We start from the raw sequence: 18280 nt of genomic DNA on the forward strand, positions 1-18280 counted from the left end.
ATTCTACTCTGGATTCCCTGCCATACCAAACCCAAACAAGCGGTTATACCAAAATGGCGCCAGATCCTCGCGGTAACTGTGCACTGTATAACCTTGGCTATCAAAGTGGATACTCACCTGCCCCAGCTCGCCGGAAATCAAGGCTTGGGCCCCAAAGGCGTGATATCTCAAACGTATCTCCTCTTTGGGAAACCCCCAACGATTGCCATATCCGGCAGCAAACAACACCCATTTCGGCGCCACAGCACCGATAAACTCTGGGTGAGATGAAGTGCGGCTGCCATGATGGGGCGCCAGTAAAATATCGCTCTCAAGTGAGCTTTTTTTGTGCAATAAGGCAACCTCGGCGGCCAGCTCTATGTCCCCCGGTAACAGTACCCTATGATGTCCATCGAAGAGTTGCAGCACGCAGGAACCGTTGTTGCCTGGCTCTGGCTGCTCGGGGCCGAGAAAGTTCAGCTCTATCCCTTGCCAATCGAGCATCCCCGGACGGCAGCCCCTGTGCCAACGCTTTGGATGACTGCTCTTGAGCTCAGGGACATCGGTTATCAAACCTGCCTTGTCAAAGGCCTGCATCAGCACTTGGGTACCTCCGGCGTGGTCATTATCGCCATGGCTGACAATAAGGAAATCGAGCTTGGTCACGCCTTTGGCGCCAAGGAAAGGCACTATCACCCGCTCTGCGTAGCTGAAACGCTCGCCAAAAGCCGCACCTGTATCATAGAGCAATGCATTAGGCCCCTTTTGTACCACCACAGCCAGCCCCTGCCCCACATCCAACATATGCAGCTGCCAGCCCTTGGGTTTGAGCAGTCCAAGCCATAGCCCGAGCTGCAGTATAAAGGGCAATATCAGCAGCATGGCCACTCCCCGCCCCTTGGGCAACAAACGCCAACAAAGCCATGCCGGAAACAGCAACAGCGCCGCGGCGCTGAGAGCCTGCGGCAACATGAGCCAGCCGCCGGGAAGCTGACTATTGAACTGCCATAATTTTTGCACCGGCCAGAGACTGAGAGACGCCAATTGCCAAGGCATGAGTGCCACTGCATCCATGCCGAGAGCGGAAAAAATCGACCACAGCAGCAGTGCCAGTAGCGCCAGAGGGATCACCAGTAAACTGAACCAAGGCACCAGCAGCAAGTTGAGCCACAGGCTGTGAACTGTCACGGCGCCAAAGAGTACCGCCTGCAGTAACGACAGCCCCAGACAAAGGCGCCACTGTATCGCCCAAAATGCCAAGGCCCAGCGCTTGAGCTTGGCAGGCCAGTGGGTCAGCACTTGCTCCTGCTCCAGAGCGTTAGGATTATGAACTTGATGGTTAAGGCTAAGCAAAATTAACGCCAGTGCCGAGAATGACAACCAAAAGCCGCCGCTGAGACTGGCCAAGGGGTCAATCAAGAGCACACAGGCCAGCGCCCACAGCAGCCGATCCCAGGCCGAGGCATAGCGCATCATTAATGAAGAGAGCACCAGCAAAAACAGCATCAGCAAGGCTCTTTGGGTGGCAATGGCAAAGCCCGCCAGATAGGCATAAAAGAGTGCCATCAGCAACGCCGCCAAAGATGCCAACACCAAATTGCGCCGCCCATAGGTGGGTGCCCAACGTTTGAGCGCTCCAAAACTCAGCAGATAACACCAGAAAGCGACCACCGAAAGATGCAACCCAGAAATCGCCACCAGGTGGGCATTGCCGGACTGGCGCAGCTCTTGCCAGCGCGCCTTGGAAAAGAGTGACCGCTCACCCAAGGTCAGCGCCAGCAGCAGATCGCCGCCATCGATTTCGGCCAATATTGGAGTTAACTCTGTGACCAAACGTGCCCTGAGCCCAGTTGATGGCAACAGCCGCTCACCTGATATCACCTGGCCTCTGGCAGCTATTCGCTCGCCGAGCAGATAGCGCTGACGATTGAAGCCGCCCTGATTAAGCACGGCGGCGAAGGTTCTGGGTTTGACTTCAAACTGCCACACCTCACCCAATTGCGGTGACGGCAATGCATCCCCCTGCCAGCTCAAACGCCACATGGAGGCCAGGGTTGGAGAATTATCATCAATTGGCCGAATATCCATACGGATCCAGTCGCCGTTTGCAGAAACTAGTGATATGATTTCGCCCCGCAGTGTCTGAGTAACAGACGTTTCAGAGCTGGATGATGAGTCAGTAAGGCTTTTAATATCAATAACTAACTGACAGTAAACACTGACCCACAGCACGCCGCCCAAAGCACCATAGAGCAAAGCACTTCCCTTGGGAACCCAGCTCCCGCTCAAGACTCTGAGGCACAAGACCAGCAGCACTGCAATAATTGGCAATGAGAATAAGGGCGGTATCCAAGGCCAAAGCATGGCCGAGAGTACAGCGATGCAAAAGCCCGATAAGCATTGATTCATCATTGAGTAATTTAAGACAGCAATCCAAGCCTATGCCAAAAAAGATCATTCAGAGATTCATGCCCGATCCGGAGAAACTGAGGAATCATAAACACCTCAGGATCTTCGGCAGCCTGCTGAACAAACCCAACCTCTGGGCACTGAATCGCCGCTCTGCCCCCGGCGCCTTCGCCATAGGCCTGTTTGTTGCCTGGATGCCGATGCCGTTCCAAATGGTGTTGGCCGCCGCGCTGGCAATCTACTTCCACGTCAATCTGCCGGTGTCGGTCGCCTTGGTTTGGATTACCAACCCTGTGACCATGCCGCCCATGTTTTACCTGGCCTATTTGATAGGCGCCAAGCTGCTCAATCACCCGCCGCAGCAGTTTACCTTCGAAGCCAGTTGGGCCTGGATAGAATCTTCCATCAGTACCATAGGCCCACCTTTCCTGCTCGGTTGTTTGGTATTGGGTGTGGTCAGTGCCCTGACGGGATATTTTGTGATCAAGAGTGCCTGGCAGTACTCCATCTATCTGCAGTGGCAAAAACGACGTAAGTAATTGCTGCTGGCAGTAACATCACTGGAGCGGCACAATTCAGGGATACCTAGTCTTAGCGCTGACCAAACTTGGCAACCCAAAGCATGTTCAGCCAACCAAAACCAAGAACCCGGCGATGGCCGGGTTCTTGGTATTTAGGATGTGCCTGTCGCTTATCAGCGCCCGGCCAGGGCGGTTGCCGGGGCGATTCGACTGGCCCTGAACGCCGGATACAAGGTAGCCAGCAGACTCATCAGCAGCGCCATAGCCACCACGACCAGTACGTCTGACAACTCGAGCCTGGATGGCAAGAAATCGATAAAATAGATATCCCCCGAGAGCAACTTATGCCCGGTCAACTGCTCAATCCCCTTGGCGATGGCCGAGAGATTCTTGGCCAGCAGTACCCCCAGTAGAGCTCCTATGGCGCAGCCGAGCACACCATTGAGCGCACCCTGGACAATAAATACCAGCATCACGGCGCCGCGCTTAAGTCCCATGGTCATCAAGATGGCGATTTCCGAAGCCTTGTCACGCACCGCCATTACCAGGGTGGAGACTATGTTGAAACAGGCCACACCTATTACCAATGCCAGCACCAGATACATGACGGTGCGCACCAGCTGAATGTCCTGGTAAAGATGCCCCTGGGTGCGGGTCCAGTCGTTGAGATACAAAGTCTGGCTCTGGGCATAACCCAGCTCGCGAATCAGCCGCGGCGCTTCAAACACACGTTCAACCTTGATTCTCACCCCGGTCACCTCGTCTGCAAGCCCAAGCAGGCGCTGGGCATAGGCCATGGGCACATAAGCCGTGGTGTATTCAAGCTCGCCGCCGAGACGAAAACTGCCGCTTATCAACAACGAATGACTGCGGGCCTGCGCCAGTTGACCACTGCCCTTGCCATGGGGTGATGGCAGATAGAGGGTCAGGCGCTCACCCACCTTAAGTCCCAGTTTGTCCAGCATCCCCTGGCCCAGCACGATATGATTGCTGTCGCCCGCAAGGCTCTGCCAGCTTTCCTGTGTCAGATATTGACTCAGGGTCGAAACCCGCGCTTCGGCCTCGGGATTAACCCCCACCACAGACAAGCCGACAAAGCCGCCCGGCTTTTGCACCAACCCCTGCATACGTGCCAGCGGAGCGGCGGCGCTGATGCCGTCGATTTGCTCGGCGTCCGACACTATCTGACGCCAGTCATGAATAGGTTCGCGGACCTGGCTCAACTCCCCCTGGGGCACAACCCCGAGCAGGCGCTGCTCCAGCTCGCGCTCAAAGCCGTTCATCGCCGACAGCACCAGAATAAGCACGGCAACCCCGAGGGCGATACCTGCGGTGGAAGCAAAAGAGATAAAACTGATAAAACTGCTGCTCTGGCGGGCACGGTAAAAGCGCCAGCCGATGACCAGGGGCAGCAAGGCAGGATGCGCCGTCATTGGCCCGCCTCCGGCGCCGACAAACGACCATCGACCATCTGCAGCTGCCTATCCATCCTGGTCGCCAGTTGATGATCATGGGTTACCACCACAAAAGCCGTGCCCAGTTGTGAGGCCAGCTCGCGGATAAGCTCATAGACAGCCTCGCCGCTGTGGGCATCCAGGTTACCCGTAGGTTCATCGGCAAGTACCACTTTGGGGCTGTTGATCAAGGCCCTGGCAATGGCCACCCGCTGGCGCTCACCACCGGAAAGCTCCGCCGGGGTGTGAGCCAATCTATGTCCCAGCCCCACTCTTTCGAGCAAGGCCCTGGCCTGCGCTCGCACTTCCGCCTTGGGTCGACCGGCAATCAGCCCCGGCATGGCCACGTTTTCCAGGGCATTGAATTCGGGTAACAGATGATGGAACTGATAGATAAAGCCCATCGCCTGATTGCGCAGCTGTGCCTGGCGGGAAGCCGAGGCCTTGTATAAATCCTCGCCTTCGAGCAACACCTGACCGGCAGAAGGCCTATCCAAGGTGCCAAGAATATGCAGCAAGGTACTCTTGCCCGAGCCCGAACTGCCGACAATCGCCAACTGCTCCCCCGGATACACCTTGAGGTCGACCTGCTCCAGCACCTTGGTGCTGAGCTTACCTTCTTGATAACTCTTGCTGACGGCTTTGGCTTCAAGGAGCGCGGCTTGTTGCATGGTATTGATTCTCTTATTCATATCTAAGTGCAGTCGCAGGTTCTACCCGGGCGGCCCGAATAGCCGGGTATAAGGTGGCGGCCAGGGTCATCAGCAGAGTGCCGATGGCGATAAGCACCAGTTGCTGCGGTTCCAGCTGCACGGGTAACCTCTGCCCGGCGCCCAATACGGCGATCCCCAGGGTCGACAGCAGCGGATTAATGTTGAGGGTGGCCACTATGCCAACACCCAAACCCAGCGCCAGGCCTATCAGGGCATTGAGGGAGCCCTGGGAGATAAAAATCGTCATGATATCCAGCCTGCCCAGCCCCTGGGTCTTGAGCACGGCGACATCGGCAGTTTTATCCACCACCATCATCACCAGCGCAGAGACGATATTGAAGGCTGCCACCGCAACAATCAGGCTTAACATCAAAGACATCATGTTCTTTTCCATCTTCACCGCGGCGAAGAGATGGCCATAACTGTCACGCCAGTCGCTGACGCTCACCTCGACTCCCTTATCTTCGAACAAATGTTCAACCTTGGGCGCCAGCGCCGGGGCGCTGAAGGGGTCGCTCAGAAACAGCCTGAGATCCTGAATTTGCTTTGGCGACTGACGCATCAAGCGGCGGGCATCTTCATAGTGCAGAAAAGCCACCCCGGCATCTACCTGAGAACCCATCTCAAAAATACCCGCCACTTCAAAAATTCGCTGGCTGGGAACAGGCCCGAGCGGCGAGTACACCACACCATCACCGCTGAGCAGGCGCAGCTTGTCTCCGGTGGCAACATTAAGCCGCCGTGCCAGCTCTGAGCCCAACAACACCCGGTAGCTGCCGCTGCTGAGCGAATCGAAGGCATCCAGATAGGCGTGTTTGGCTACAACCGAGAGATTTTTTTCGGCCTCGGGGTAGATGCCATAGAGCTGCACCGCACTGATATTATCGGCCGACTGGGCCATCGCCTGGGTGGTCGCCGAAGGCGCCAGCCCAAGCACGCCGGGCAATTGTTGCAAATCGCCTTTAAAGCTTTGCCAGTCATCAAAAGAGTTGTCCGTATGTACTGTCAGTTGTGGAATGGCCCCCAGGATACGGGTCTTGAGCTGGCCTTCCAGGCCGTTCATCACAGAGCTGACAATAATCAATGCTGCCACCCCGAGAAAAATCCCGCTGACGGCGAAGAAGGTAATAAAGGAAGCAAAAGCGTTGGCCTTGCGGGCACGCCAGTAACGATAACCTATGTAAAATGAGAGTCCCGGATTCATGAGAGGGATAGCATGTCCTGTGCGCTGCGCTTGCTAAATCAATGAAGTGGGCACGATAATAGGTGGATTGACTGGGTAAATACAAGAGGCGGGACCTTGTTTCCTGAATCCAATCCATACTTCAGCGTGCCCCACGCCTTCGATGTCTATCTCAGCCTCTGGCCCAAGGACACTCCCTTGCCGACCGAGAGCCAACTGCTGGCGATGCAATCCACCGGCTTGAAACTGATGAGCGAGGTCAAGGCGCTGGAAGCCGGCTGTTTGTTGCAGCTGAGGCAACTCGGCGATGAGGGCCGGGCAATAGTCGACTACCTCAAACTCCAGTCCCGTAAGATAGATCTAGTGTTACAGCACGTATTGGAGCAGGAGAGCCGCGAAGGCCAACACTGCCCCGGGGTGCAATTTGGCGGCAGCGGCGTGCGGGTGCAGTTACCCCAGGCACTGGACGCCGGTACATTTTGCAAGCTGACCCTGTTTATTCGCGATGAAATCCTGTCCTTGCAGTGCATCGCCTCGGTGCGGGAATGCCGCGACGACCCAGACCATGAAGGCCAGTTTCTGGCCGATCTCGACTATCGGGTGATCCAGGATGCCGATATCGAACTCTTGGTCAAGGCCAGTCTCAGCGTGCAACAAAAGCAGCTCAAGCGGCGTAAGGCCAGTCAGGATCCCAACTGGCATGAGCCATCCTAAATCTCTACAATGGTGCGCAATCCATTCAGAATGAATCTGTTATCACATCTTCAATGAATAAGTTTTCTGTACTGGCGCCTGAGGGTGCCCCAAAGGCCGGCGAGATCCGCCATCTCGGCCTCGGCGAAGGCGTGGAGCGCGCGCTGACCTTGGCCAACCTCGCCCGCCAACATCAAGGTGTCAGCCTGTTGGTAACAGCGGATACGCCAACCGCCCTGACACTGGAAGCCGAACTTAAATACCTTTTGGGTGATGCCCTGCCCGTGTGGTTGTTTCCCGATCGGGAAACCCTGCCCTACGACAGCTTTTCGCCGCATCAGGATCTGATCTCCCAGCGGCTGGAAACCCTTTCAAGGTTGCCAAGTGCCAAGCGCGCCCTGGTAATAGTGCCTATCAACACCCTGATGGTACGACTGCCGCCCAAGTCTTTCCTGTCGGCCAATGTGATGTTGCTGAACAAGGGTGACAACTACAGCCTGCAACAGATGCGCGAGCACTTGGTCAGCGCCGGTTACCATCTGGTCGGCCAGGTTTATGAACATGGTGAATTTGCCATTCGCGGCTCGATTCTGGATATCTTTCCCATGGGCTCATCCGAGCCGCTGCGAATTGAACTGTTCGATGATGAAGTGGAATCGATTCGCCATTTCGATCCTGAAACCCAGCTATCCAAGGAACCCCTGTCGCAGGTACGAATGCTGCCGGCCAAGGAGTTCCCCACAGATGAACGGGCCATTGAAGGCTTCCGCCAGCGTTATCGGCGCTATTTTGAAGTATTGGTTAAAGAGCCCGAGTCCATCTATCAGCAGGTGAGCCGCCATTTGATGCCCGCCGGTATCGAAAACTACCTGCCCTTGTTCTTTGATGAAACCGCGACACTATTTGACTATTTTGCCGGCGATGTGCAACTGCTGACGCTGGGCGACCTGCAGCAAGCCGCCGACACCCACCTGACTCAGGTGCGCAATCGCTATGAAGACAGGCGGGTCGATCCGCTGCGGCCCCTGCTGGCCCCGGCAGACCTATATCTGTTGACCGAGCAGCTGTTTGCCGCCTTCAAGCGCTGGCCAAGACTGCAACTGAGCCAGGTGGATGCCCAAAAACAGCAGCAATTGGCTGCAGTAAGCGCGCTGCCGGATATCTCGGTCAACCATAAGCTGAAGCAGCCCTTGCAGGCATTGGCCGATTATATCGCCTCGGCGGGCAGAGTCCTGTTGAGCGCCGAATCCGAAGGCCGCCGCGAGGCGCTGATGGAGCTTCTGGCCAAGATAGAGTTGCGCCCGGTACTGTTCCCGCATCTCAAGGCGTTTATCGACTCGGATGCGCCGCTGGGGTTAATCGTCTCGCCCCTTGCCAAGGGCTGCGTACTCCATGAGCCCAAGCTGAGCATTATTTGCGAGACCGAGCTCTTCGGTCAGCGGATCTCCCAGCAGAGGCGGCGGGAAAAACAGCGCCAGATCAGCAGCGATGCCCTGATTAAAAACCTCGCCGAGCTCAAGGTCGGCCAACCCATAGTGCATCTGGAGCACGGCGTCGCCCTCTATCAGGGGCTGGAAACCCTGGATACCGGCGGCGTGGTGGCCGAATACCTCAAGCTGGAATACGCCGGTGGCGACAAACTCTATGTGCCTGTGTCGTCACTGCACCTCATCAGCCGCTACGCCGTGGCACCGGATGAATCCCCCAACCTCAACAAGTTGGGCAACGAGAGCTGGGCCAAGGCCAAGAAGAAGGCGATAGAGCGCATTCGCGATGTGGCCGCCGAGCTGCTGGATGTTTACGCTCGCCGTCAGGCCCGCCCCGGCGAGGCCTGTGAACTGGATGAGGCCGAATACGCCCTGTTCGCCCAGGGTTTCCCGTTCGAAGAGACAGTGGATCAGGAAACCTCCATCGCCGCCGTTCTCGCCGATATGCAGTCACCGGTGGCTATGGACCGTCTGATCTGTGGTGACGTGGGCTTTGGCAAGACAGAAGTGGCCATGCGCGCCGCCTTTGTTGCCGTCAACGCCGGCAAGCAGGTGGTGGTGTTGGTGCCCACGACTCTGCTGGCTCAGCAGCACTATGAAAACTTCAAGGACAGGTTCGCCGACTGGCCGGTGCAAATTGAAGTCATGTCCCGTTTTCGCACCGCCAAAGAGCAGCAACAGGTGATTGCCGACCTGGCAAACGGCAAGGTGGATATTGTTATCGGCACCCATAAACTGCTCAACAGCGAGGTGAAATTTGACTCCCTCGGCCTGCTTATCATAGATGAGGAACACAGGTTCGGGGTACGGCAGAAAGAGAAGATCAAGGCGCTCAGGGCCAATGTGGACATTCTCACCCTGACGGCGACCCCTATTCCCCGCACCCTGAATATGGCCATGTCCGGCATGCGGGATCTGTCGATTATCGCCACCCCGCCGGCCAAACGCCTGGCGGTGAAAACTTTCGTGCGCGAATACGACAAGGCCAGTGTCCGTGAGGCCATAGAGCGGGAGATCCTCCGTGGCGGCCAGGTCTATTACCTGCACAACAATGTGGAGAGCATAGAGAAACGCGCCGAAGAGCTGCGCGAGCTGTTGCCCGATGCCAGAGTGGTCGTAGCCCACGGCCAGATGCGTGAGCGCGAGCTGGAGCGGGTAATGTCCGATTTCTACCACAGACGCTACAACGTGTTGGTGTGTACCACCATTATTGAAACCGGTATCGATGTGCCGAGCGCCAACACCATCATCATAGAGCGGGCCGACACCTTCGGGTTGGCGCAGCTGCATCAGCTCAGGGGCCGGGTTGGCCGCTCCCATCACCAGGCTTATGCCTATCTGATGACCCCGCATCCGAAACGCATGACCTCAGATGCCCGCAAGCGTTTGGAAGCGATTGATGCCCTGGAAGATCTTGGCGCCGGCTTTATGCTGGCGACTCAGGATCTGGAGATCCGCGGCGCCGGTGAATTGCTGGGGGATGAGCAGAGCGGCCATATCTCCAAGATAGGCTTCAGCCTCTATATGGAGATGCTGGAGTCGGCGGTCAAGGCGCTGAAACAGGGCAAGGAGCCATCCCTGGCGCAGATGCTCAACCAGCAGTGCGAAATCGAGCTGAGGATCCCGGCGCTGTTGCCGGAAGACTATGTGGGCGATGTCAATATTCGTCTGTCGCTCTACAAACGGATAGCCAACTGCACTACGGAAGCGGCGCTGGATGAGCTCAAGGTAGAACTGATTGACCGTTTCGGTTTGTTGCCTGAAGCCACCCGTAACCTGATGCAACTGACACTGTACAAGCATCAGGCCACCGCGCTCGGGCTGAAGAAACTGGATTTTCACGCCCGCGGCGGCAGTGTAGAGTTCGGTGACGATCATATTATCGATCCCGGCTTTATCATTGGCCTGTTGCAATCCCAGCCACAAATCTATCGAATGGATGGACCGAATAAGTTAAAGTTCACCCTGGCGGCCGAAAGCAGTAAAGAACGCCTGGAGATAGTGGGTCTACTGCTGCAACAACTGGCACAACACACTGTGGGAGAAAAATAGTGTATCGAAATATGCTGGCAACCCTGGCTCTGGGGCTGACACTTTCGCCTGTATTGCAGGCGGCACAATACCCTTGGTACGAAGTCGAGGTATACCTGTTTGAACGCCCCGGGCCAAGCACGGAAAAGTGGCCGGATACGCCGCTGGAGCTCAAGCTGAACAAGACCATAGACTTGATCACTCCCCAGGTCGCCACCGAAATCAGCTCAAGCAGCATGGCTGTGGGAGACTGTGATCCGCAATGGCAATCTCAATCCGCAGACAGCGCAGCAGATAAGGCTCTCAATAAAGATACCTTTGACTCACAGCGCGGCCGTCCCCTTCAGGCAGGCCAAGTGATATCTCTGGCCCAGACCGATAACACGACTCAAGCGGATGCCGCCGGTTTGCCTTGCCAACAGCAGCAAGCGGAAATCCGTATGCCCAAGCAGTTGCCTGTGAATATCAGTCCCAGAGACAGCAGCACAGCCAGCCAACCCGGCGCCTTGCTGCTCAGTGAGAACCAGGCCCAATTTGGCGGTGTTATCAATGCCCTCAAGCGGCAGAGCGGTTTGAAAGGGCTTTTGCACCTCACCTGGCAGCAACAGATGAAACCTCGCCATAGAGCAGAGGCGATGCATCTCTTTGGTGGCCGTAACTTTGGCTCGCAGTTCAGGCAGTCAGGTTTACCCCAGAGCCAGTTGGACACGACTTCAAGCTCCTCTTTGAATGGCTTGTCGGAAGACAAACTGCCTGGGCAGGCAATAGGCAATGGCCTAAGTGAACCAAATCAAATGGGCAGTGAGGAATACGCAGCGCTTGGGAGCTTGATGGTCCCCAAAACACCCAAGGCGGTGTGGGAGTTCGATGGGCTTTTGAATATCTATCTCAGCCATTATCTCTATGTGGAAACCCGCTTTAACTTGAGGGAGGCCGGCTATAAATCTCTGGCCACCCAGGAAGGCGAACCTGAGCTGCAAACCCCCTTTCTTTACAGCATTCCCATGGAACAGAATCGCCGTATTCGCAGCGGGGAAATACACTACTTCGATCATCCCAGAATGGGGATGATCCTACAGGTAAGGCGTATGGCCCAGCCGGGCAGCCAAACTCAAGCCGATGGTGGCGAAGAACTCTGATCAATCACTGATAGAGAAGTCGAGGTAGATCTCATCTGCCTCGTCTTCCTCTACATACACTCCATCGACCCGAGCCTGAGGTGGCCCTTGCTCGCACCAGGCAATCAAGTGGTCGACCGCCGGGAAGGCGCCCTGCGCCAACACCTCGACCGAACCATCTTCTTTGTTGCGCACATAGCCTGTCACCCCAAGTGACTGAGCCTTTTGCTGGGTAAAGCGTCTGAAACAGACTCCCTGCACCTTGCCTTTCACAGTCAGCAGCACCCGCTTCATGGGCGTCTCCTTGTAGACTTGTCTTGGTGGCCTTGTGTTGCCATGCTTATAAATCAAGCAGTTGATTAACAAAAAAGCAAAAAAAACAGCTAACAAAAGAGTGTTAGCTGCATCGGGCGACATACGCAAAAGGTCTGGCACTGTATGAATAACCGAATGTAACATTCTGTATCAAACTCGCCATGGTTGGTAACTTTACACAGTCAATGGCCCGATGCAACCAGCGAAACAAACTGAAAAACAACCCGGAGGCACTCTCGTGACTTGGATCACAAAAAGCACTCAATTTACCGTATGAGTGGATATTTATCCTACCCGTTCAACCCCCTCTGTTTGCTTGAAGGCTTTTATCTGAGTCAAATGGCTCGCCAGCGAAGCAAACTTATGACTCTGTTGTTTGTCCCAAATCACTTCATAATAGCGGCTGAGCAAGGCATGACTGCGGGTGCTATCCAAGACCTCATCCTCGGTCGACAGCAGGCACAGGGCACGGTTACGGTTCTTACTGCGAAAATCGGTCACGCATTTGCTGGCAATATCGGCATACTCTTCCGGCCTGTCTATCTTGCCGGGCATATTTTCCTCCGGCCACAGATTGGGGTTGACCAATACCGCCTTGAGCCCGGACAGAAAAGCGATTCGCTCGGCCCAATAGGCACCCAGCCCCACACCTATGATCAGTGGATGGGGGTCATCGGTGAGTTTAAGCTGCTTACTGACCTCATTCAGCAGATGCTGCATGTCGTGTCTGGGATGCTGGGTGCTGTAGCTGATGAGACGCACATCATCATCAATAAACTGTAACTGTCTGACTTTTTCATGATTACCCGGGCTGGTGGCATCAAATCCGTGAAAATACAAAATCATTTTGTTTCCTCAAGTCTCATTTCCAGTCATGGTTATACAGGTTTCAAACTAACCAAGTTAGTTTGCGCCTATATTGTGCCAAATCAATTTTTTGTGGATGAAATCCTTGCCGCCAGCTCGCGGGCCCGCTCCCAGCGTACTTCATCCTGTAATGCACGCATCACCTTTACGGGGTCGGCCCTTAATGTTGCAGCCGGGAAAGGATTGCTCTCTGGCCAAGGGAAGTCCCCCAGAAGACTTCTGGCACCCTCAGGGTCATTGCATACCAATACCATGTTACAACCGGCATCCAGCGCCGCTCTGGCCCTTGCCTGATAATCTCCGGCTACCGCCGCCCCTTTCATGCCGAGATCGTCCGAAAAAATCACCCCGTTAAAGGCCAGTTTGCCACGCAGCTCATGTTGGAGCCAAAAAGATGAAAAACCGGCTGGGTTAGGGTCTACTTCGGGATAAATGACATGAGCCGGCATAATGCCTTGGAGTATCTCTCTGGCGATCAGCTGTGAAAAAGGCTGCATGTCACACTCGGCAATCTCTTGGTAACTGCGCGGGTCGACCGGCTGGGCAATATGGGAATCGGCCTCGACGCTGCCGTGGCCGGGAAAATGTTTGCCCACCGCGGCCATACCGACCTCAGTCATGCCTTCAATAAAGTCCGCTGCCAGAGCCGTGACCTGCTCGGGCTTTGAGGCGAAACTGCGAGTGCCTATCACCTGACTGATACCATTGAGATCGAGCACAGGGGCAAAGCTTAAATCTATGTCACAAGCCAAGAGCTCAACGGCCATCAGGAAGCCCAGCTCTTTGGCCCAGGTTGTCGCCAGTTCCAGCGAGCCTGCGGCGGCCGGCAATATATCGCCCATGGCTGGGATTTCGGTAAACCCTTTTCGAAAACGCTGTACCCTGCCCCCTTCATGGTCGACGGCGATCAGCAGTTCGGGACGCACACTGCGAACCGCACGGATCAGGGCTATCAGTTGCTCTCTGTCTTGGTAATTACGGCTGAAAAGGATTAGGCCGCCAACGGCCGGGTGCTGCAGGACAGAGGCCTCCTCTGGCGTCAACTCGACAGAGGCAAGATCCAGCATTAAGTGACTCATAAACATCTCCAACAGGGTACCGCGCATGAAAGCGACTGAAAAAGGTACGAAATGGTGTTAGCCCCGATACAGGTATGGCTGCCAGGATAGCGCGACTAGGGTCAATCCCATTGTTAGCAAGGCTAATCCGACCATAGCTTGATAAAAATAACTAATGATATTCCAGGCCAAAAGTATGGGATACTTGCCCTATGGGCAGAGTAACTCTGGGTCAAGGTTACTCCGAAACCCGCGTATGCGCGAGCAATGCGCCTCCCAATGACTAAAATAACAACGAAACAGCAACAGGGTTAACCAAATGATTAGCGTATTCGATATGTTCAAGATAGGTATAGGGCCCTCCAGTTCCCATACCGTGGGTCCGATGAAAGCGGGCAAAATCTTTATCGAACAACTGGCTGCAGATGACTTACTTGGACAGGTCGACGAACTGCAGGCCGAGCTTTTTGGCTCTCTTGGACAAACGGGCAAGGGCCACGGTACGGGCAAGGCGGTGATCCTGGGATTGATGGGGGAAGATCCGGAAACCGTCGATACCGACAGCATAGAGACGATTCTGGCAGAGGTGGCCGACAGCCAGACACTGACACTCAGCGATGGCCGTAAGGTTAAGTTTACCCGCGAAGATGGCATCACCTACCACAGACGCAAGACACTGCCTGCACACGCCAACGCCATGACACTCTACGCCCTCAAGGGCGGAGAGTGTTTGTATCAACGCACTTACTATTCGGTCGGCGGCGGTTTTATTCTCGATGAGGATGAAATTCAGCAGCGTAACGCCTCTCCTGCGACCCCCATTGCCCAGGCTCCTTACGATTTCAATACCGCCAGCGAACTCTTGGAGCTGTGCTGCGACAATGGCCTGAGCATCTCTTCGCTGATGATGGCCAATGAGCTCAGCATAGCCCCAGAGAGTGAAGTCAAAGCCAAACTGTGGCATATCTGGCAAACCATGAAGGCCTGCGTGGAGAAAGGCTATCAGAAAGAAGGTATTTTGCCCGGCGGTCTCAAGCTGCGCCGCCGCGCCCCGGCGCTGTATCGCCGTCTCAAGGCTGAGGGCCGCAACAACATAGATCCCCTCAATGCCATGGATTGGGTGGACTTGTTTGCCCTGTCGGTGAATGAGCAAAATGCTGCCGGCGATCGGGTGGTAACGGCCCCGACCAATGGCGCCGCCGGTATCATCCCCGCCGTGCTCTGCTACTACGACACCTTTGTTCAGGAAGTGGATGAAGATGTCTGTAGCCGCTTTCTGTTGACGGCCGCGGCCATAGGTATTCTGTACAAGAAAAACGCCTCCATTTCCGGAGCCGAGGTTGGTTGTCAGGGCGAAGTCGGCGTGGCTTGTTCCATGGCAGCAGCCGCTCTGACCGAGATCATGGGTGGTACGGTCGAGCATGTCGAAAACGCGGCGGAAATCGGGATGGAACACAATCTGGGGTTAACCTGCGATCCTGTCGGCGGCCTGGTACAGGTTCCCTGTATCGAACGTAATGCCATGGGCGCCGTCAAGGCGATCAACGCTTCACGCATGGCGCTGCGCGGCGACGGTAATCATAAGGTTTCCCTGGATAAGGTGATCAAGACCATGATGGATACCGGCAAAGATATGCGCAGCAAGTACAAGGAAACCGCCAAAGGCGGCTTGGCGGTTAATATCGTCGAATGTTGATTGGTGCCGCCCTGCGCTGACTCAGGGGATAGCAAGAGTAGATTCGTTCACCAAAGCTCATATGAGGCGTTGCTCAGGCAACGCCTCAATACTGCCCCCCCTGTTTACAAGATTTCCGATGCCTGTAACCCTCTTTTTCTGATAGCTTGCAGACCTTAAGCACAATTTTCCCGCTCTTGTGGAACAGATGGATATTCCGCCGGCGGGTTGCGCTCAAGGTATTCAAACAAGCCCGACTGCATACTGACATTCCAAAAACGCCCCGCCATAGACAACTCCAAGGCCGTTTGACTGAGCTCGGCCAAACCATGGCTTTGCCAACGTAAAAACAGCGGCATCAAGTGACCGACCAGACTGTCAGGCAGGAGAGAAAATGCCAGGGAGCCTGAGTCCAGAGCGCCCTTAATCGTGCCGGCAAATCCTTTGGGCACAGGCGCTGTAATATGGGCCGGTGGCCGGATCCCTAGCTTCAGCGCCTGCTGCCAGGCCGAAAGCTCACGGCCATACATGATGCCATACCCGAGAATGTTACCGCCGGCACCGGCACCAAAGGGAATGATCTCGGCGCCGGCTTTGGCCATATGGTTATAGCGGCTGCGTTCTCTGACATCTCTGCGCCAATGGTTACAGGACAAAGCTTGCCAGGCGCCAGCCTCAAGAGTCTTGGCACCATAAGCGTACATCCGCGCGCGAGTAGCACTGTCAGCACGCGGCGCTTCAGCCTCACTCTGCTGCTGGCGCTGAATACGGCTGCCACTCAAGGTTATCAGCTGATACAGATCCACTCCGTGAATGCCGCTTTCAATCACATCGGCAATATCCTGCTGCCACACCCGCTCATCTTGCCAGGGCAAGCCAAAGATAAGATCGGCAATAACAGGTGCATCATTTCGGCGGCTGAGTTGCTGTAGACGCTCTATGACCTTTTCCCTTGAGTCCAGACGCCCCGCGGCAAGGCGCACCTGGGTATCAAAGCTCTGCACCCCGAATGAAAAGCGATTAACCCCACCATTGAGTGCCGCCTGCCATTTATCGTCGCCAAAACCGTTGAGACGCCCCTCCAGGGTGATTTCCGCATCATCACTCAAGGGGAAATCAGTCAGTGAACGCAGCAGAAGTGCGATTTGGCTGGCCGTCATGTCGCTCGGCGTGCCGCCACCTATGTAGACGGCCTGGAAAGGCCTGCTTTGCACCAGTGGATTTTGGCCGGCGCGGCGTAGCTCAGCGCTCAAGGCTTCAACATAATCGGCTATTCGTTGCGGCTTGGCGCCATTTTCAAAAAAGTTACAGAAACTACAGCGTTTTCGGCAAAAAGGGATGTGCAGATAAAGAGCACGCTGGCTGCTGGTCGAGGTTTGTTGCCAAAGCTCGTGCCATTGGCCGGCATCGAGCTGAGCTTCAACTCTGACTCCGCCATGGGAATGGGGCGCACGTTTTGGGCTAAAAGCAAACTGCAAGGGGGATGGGCTGGCGATCCCCGTCATGGAAGGAGTGAAAATCATCGGAAAGTCCGTTGAACGACAGATTTAAATGATAATAAATATCATTACAATTATTTTGATTCAGATCAACAGACTGTGAAGCGGCTCCTGAAATTTACCCAAGAGCTTAGTGATAACGTCAAAAAATCCCCAAGGTGCAATGATCGCAGTTACTTCTCCAGCCTTGTAACAGCATAAAAAACCGCCCAACTTGTGGACGGTTCTGTTAAGCAGTGGTCTCAGCGCAGCGGCAGTTCGACATCGGCGAACATCTGCTCTATCAACTGCGCATCACGCAATGCAACCGCCTTTTCCACCACATCCCTTGTCAGGTGCGGCGCAAATCGTTCAATAAAGTCATACATATAACTACGCAGGAAGCTGCCCTTTCTAAAGCCTATCTTAGTGGTACTGTGAGCAAACAGATGACTGGCGTCTATAGCCACCAGATCCTTGTCGATCACAGGATCAATCGCCATGGAAGCTATCACACCAACCCCGAGACCCAATCTGACATAAGTCTTGAGCACATCGGCACTGGTGGCGCTGAAGACGACTCTGGGCTCAAGCCCGGCACCATGGAAACCACGCTCAATTTCCGAGGCTTTATCAAAACCGAACACATAAGTGACCAAGGGGAAGCGCGCCAGCTCTTCAATGCTGATCTGACTGCGGCTGGCCAGAGGGTGATCTCTGGATACCACCACAGAACGATTCCAGTGGTAACAAGGCAACATAATCAGGTCGGAATAGAGATGCATCGCCTCGGTGGCAATGGCAAAATCGGCGTCCCCGCGAGCAGCCGCTTCGCTTATCTGCGATGGCGTGCCCTGATGCATATGCAGATTTACCTTGGGATAACGTTCAATAAACTGGCGGATAATCTGCGGCAAAGCATAGCGGGCCTGAGTATCTGTGGTAGCGATATTCAGCTCCCCCTGATCCGGCTTGGTGTACTCTTCGGCCACTTTCTTGATACTTTCGACTTTACCGAGAATATCATTGGCAATTTTGATGACCTGTTCGCCGGCCGGTGTCACATGGGTCAAGTGTTTACCGCTGCGACCGAAGATCTGGATCCCCAGTTCATCTTCCAGCATGCGTACCTGCTTACTGATCCCTGGCTGAGAGGTATAAAGGTTTTCGGCGGTAGCGGAAACATTGAGGTTGTGATTGACCACTTCTGCAATATATCTGAGCTGTTGCAGTTTCATCTTTAGATCCTTGAATTTCTGCTCCATTCAGGAGCAGAATTTGAATGTTGTAATGCCGGAC

General features: G+C 55.0%; 14 protein-coding genes. 5 read left to right on the forward strand and 9 right to left on the reverse strand.

Translation table 11 applies throughout. The features are described from left to right. Nucleotides 1-3: 3 nt before the first annotated feature. On the reverse strand, nt 4-2391 hold the full coding sequence (locus ACMHXI_RS02560; RefSeq protein WP_338402358.1) for a DNA internalization-related competence protein ComEC/Rec2: 2388 nt from the start codon (nt 2389-2391) through the stop codon (nt 4-6). Nucleotides 2392-2420: 29 nt separating this feature from the next. On the opposite strand from ACMHXI_RS02560, the gene ACMHXI_RS02565 reads away from it, so the two are divergent. Continuing rightward, complete coding sequence (locus ACMHXI_RS02565) at nt 2421-2927, forward strand: DUF2062 domain-containing protein (protein ID WP_144168519.1); 507 nt, start codon at nt 2421-2423, stop codon at nt 2925-2927. A gap of 155 nt (nt 2928-3082) precedes the next feature. On the opposite strand, the gene lolE is transcribed toward ACMHXI_RS02565, so the two are convergent. From lolE to ACMHXI_RS02580, 3 genes are read right to left on the reverse strand one after another with little or no spacing between them, the layout of a single operon-like run. Continuing rightward, on the reverse strand, nt 3083-4342 hold the full coding sequence (lolE, locus tag ACMHXI_RS02570; RefSeq protein ID WP_208142877.1) for a lipoprotein-releasing ABC transporter permease subunit LolE: 1260 nt from the start codon (nt 4340-4342) through the stop codon (nt 3083-3085). Further along, complete coding sequence (gene lolD, locus ACMHXI_RS02575) at nt 4339-5055, reverse strand: lipoprotein-releasing ABC transporter ATP-binding protein LolD (protein WP_208142878.1); 717 nt, start codon at nt 5053-5055, stop codon at nt 4339-4341. The genes lolE and lolD overlap by 4 nt, the downstream gene beginning before the upstream one ends. Continuing rightward, nucleotides 5048-6280: a lipoprotein-releasing ABC transporter permease subunit gene (locus tag ACMHXI_RS02580; RefSeq protein WP_039035104.1), complete on the reverse strand. Its 1233-nt coding sequence runs from the start codon at nt 6278-6280 to the stop codon at nt 5048-5050. Before ACMHXI_RS02580 ends, lolD begins: the two co-directional genes overlap by 8 nt. A 96-nt stretch (nt 6281-6376) precedes the next feature. On the opposite strand from ACMHXI_RS02580, the gene ACMHXI_RS02585 reads away from it, so the two are divergent. From ACMHXI_RS02585 to ACMHXI_RS02595, 3 genes are read left to right on the forward strand one after another with little or no spacing between them, the layout of a single operon-like run. Continuing rightward, a complete protein-coding gene (locus tag ACMHXI_RS02585) occupies nt 6377-6973 on the forward strand; it encodes a hypothetical protein (protein WP_039035105.1) in 597 nt (198 codons plus the stop codon). A 53-nt stretch (nt 6974-7026) separates the two neighbouring features. Next, nucleotides 7027-10491: a transcription-repair coupling factor gene (gene mfd / locus ACMHXI_RS02590; RefSeq protein WP_413733928.1), complete on the forward strand. Its 3465-nt coding sequence runs from the start codon at nt 7027-7029 to the stop codon at nt 10489-10491. Then, on the forward strand, nt 10491-11609 hold the full coding sequence (locus tag ACMHXI_RS02595; protein WP_144165772.1) for a CsiV family protein: 1119 nt from the start codon (nt 10491-10493) through the stop codon (nt 11607-11609). Before mfd ends, ACMHXI_RS02595 begins: the two co-directional genes overlap by 1 nt. Here ACMHXI_RS02595 and ACMHXI_RS02600 read toward each other — a convergent pair whose 3' ends face one another. From ACMHXI_RS02600 to nagZ, 3 genes are all read right to left on the reverse strand, one after another. Further along, nucleotides 11610-11882, reverse strand: a complete 273-nt coding sequence (locus ACMHXI_RS02600) for an acylphosphatase (RefSeq protein ID WP_025011030.1) — start codon at nt 11880-11882, stop codon at nt 11610-11612. It abuts the gene before it with no gap. A gap of 306 nt (nt 11883-12188) precedes the next feature. Beyond that, nucleotides 12189-12749, reverse strand: a complete 561-nt coding sequence (gene ycfP, locus ACMHXI_RS02605; protein ID WP_028780489.1) for an alpha/beta hydrolase YcfP — start codon at nt 12747-12749, stop codon at nt 12189-12191. Nucleotides 12750-12832: 83 nt separating this feature from the next. Further along, nucleotides 12833-13849, reverse strand: a complete 1017-nt coding sequence (nagZ, locus tag ACMHXI_RS02610) for a beta-N-acetylhexosaminidase (protein WP_208184893.1) — start codon at nt 13847-13849, stop codon at nt 12833-12835. A gap of 298 nt (nt 13850-14147) precedes the next feature. Between nagZ and ACMHXI_RS02615 the strand changes: the two genes are divergently transcribed. Continuing rightward, nucleotides 14148-15524 (forward strand): L-serine ammonia-lyase, encoded by a 1377-nt coding sequence (locus ACMHXI_RS02615; protein ID WP_025888736.1) that lies wholly within the window; start codon nt 14148-14150, stop codon nt 15522-15524. A gap of 155 nt (nt 15525-15679) precedes the next feature. Here ACMHXI_RS02615 and hutW read toward each other — a convergent pair whose 3' ends face one another. Then, entirely contained in the window at nt 15680-17026 is a 1347-nt protein-coding gene (gene hutW / locus ACMHXI_RS02620) for a heme anaerobic degradation radical SAM methyltransferase ChuW/HutW (RefSeq protein ID WP_335901112.1), read from the reverse strand. A 218-nt stretch (nt 17027-17244) separates the two neighbouring features. Next, entirely contained in the window at nt 17245-18219 is a 975-nt protein-coding gene (gene cysB, locus ACMHXI_RS02625) for an HTH-type transcriptional regulator CysB (protein ID WP_025011034.1), read from the reverse strand. Between the last annotated feature and the right edge of the window lie 61 nt (nt 18220-18280).

Source organism: Shewanella sp. BJSY2023SW005 (assembly GCF_047314585.1).
GTDB lineage: Bacteria > Pseudomonadota > Gammaproteobacteria > Enterobacterales > Shewanellaceae > Shewanella > Shewanella algae.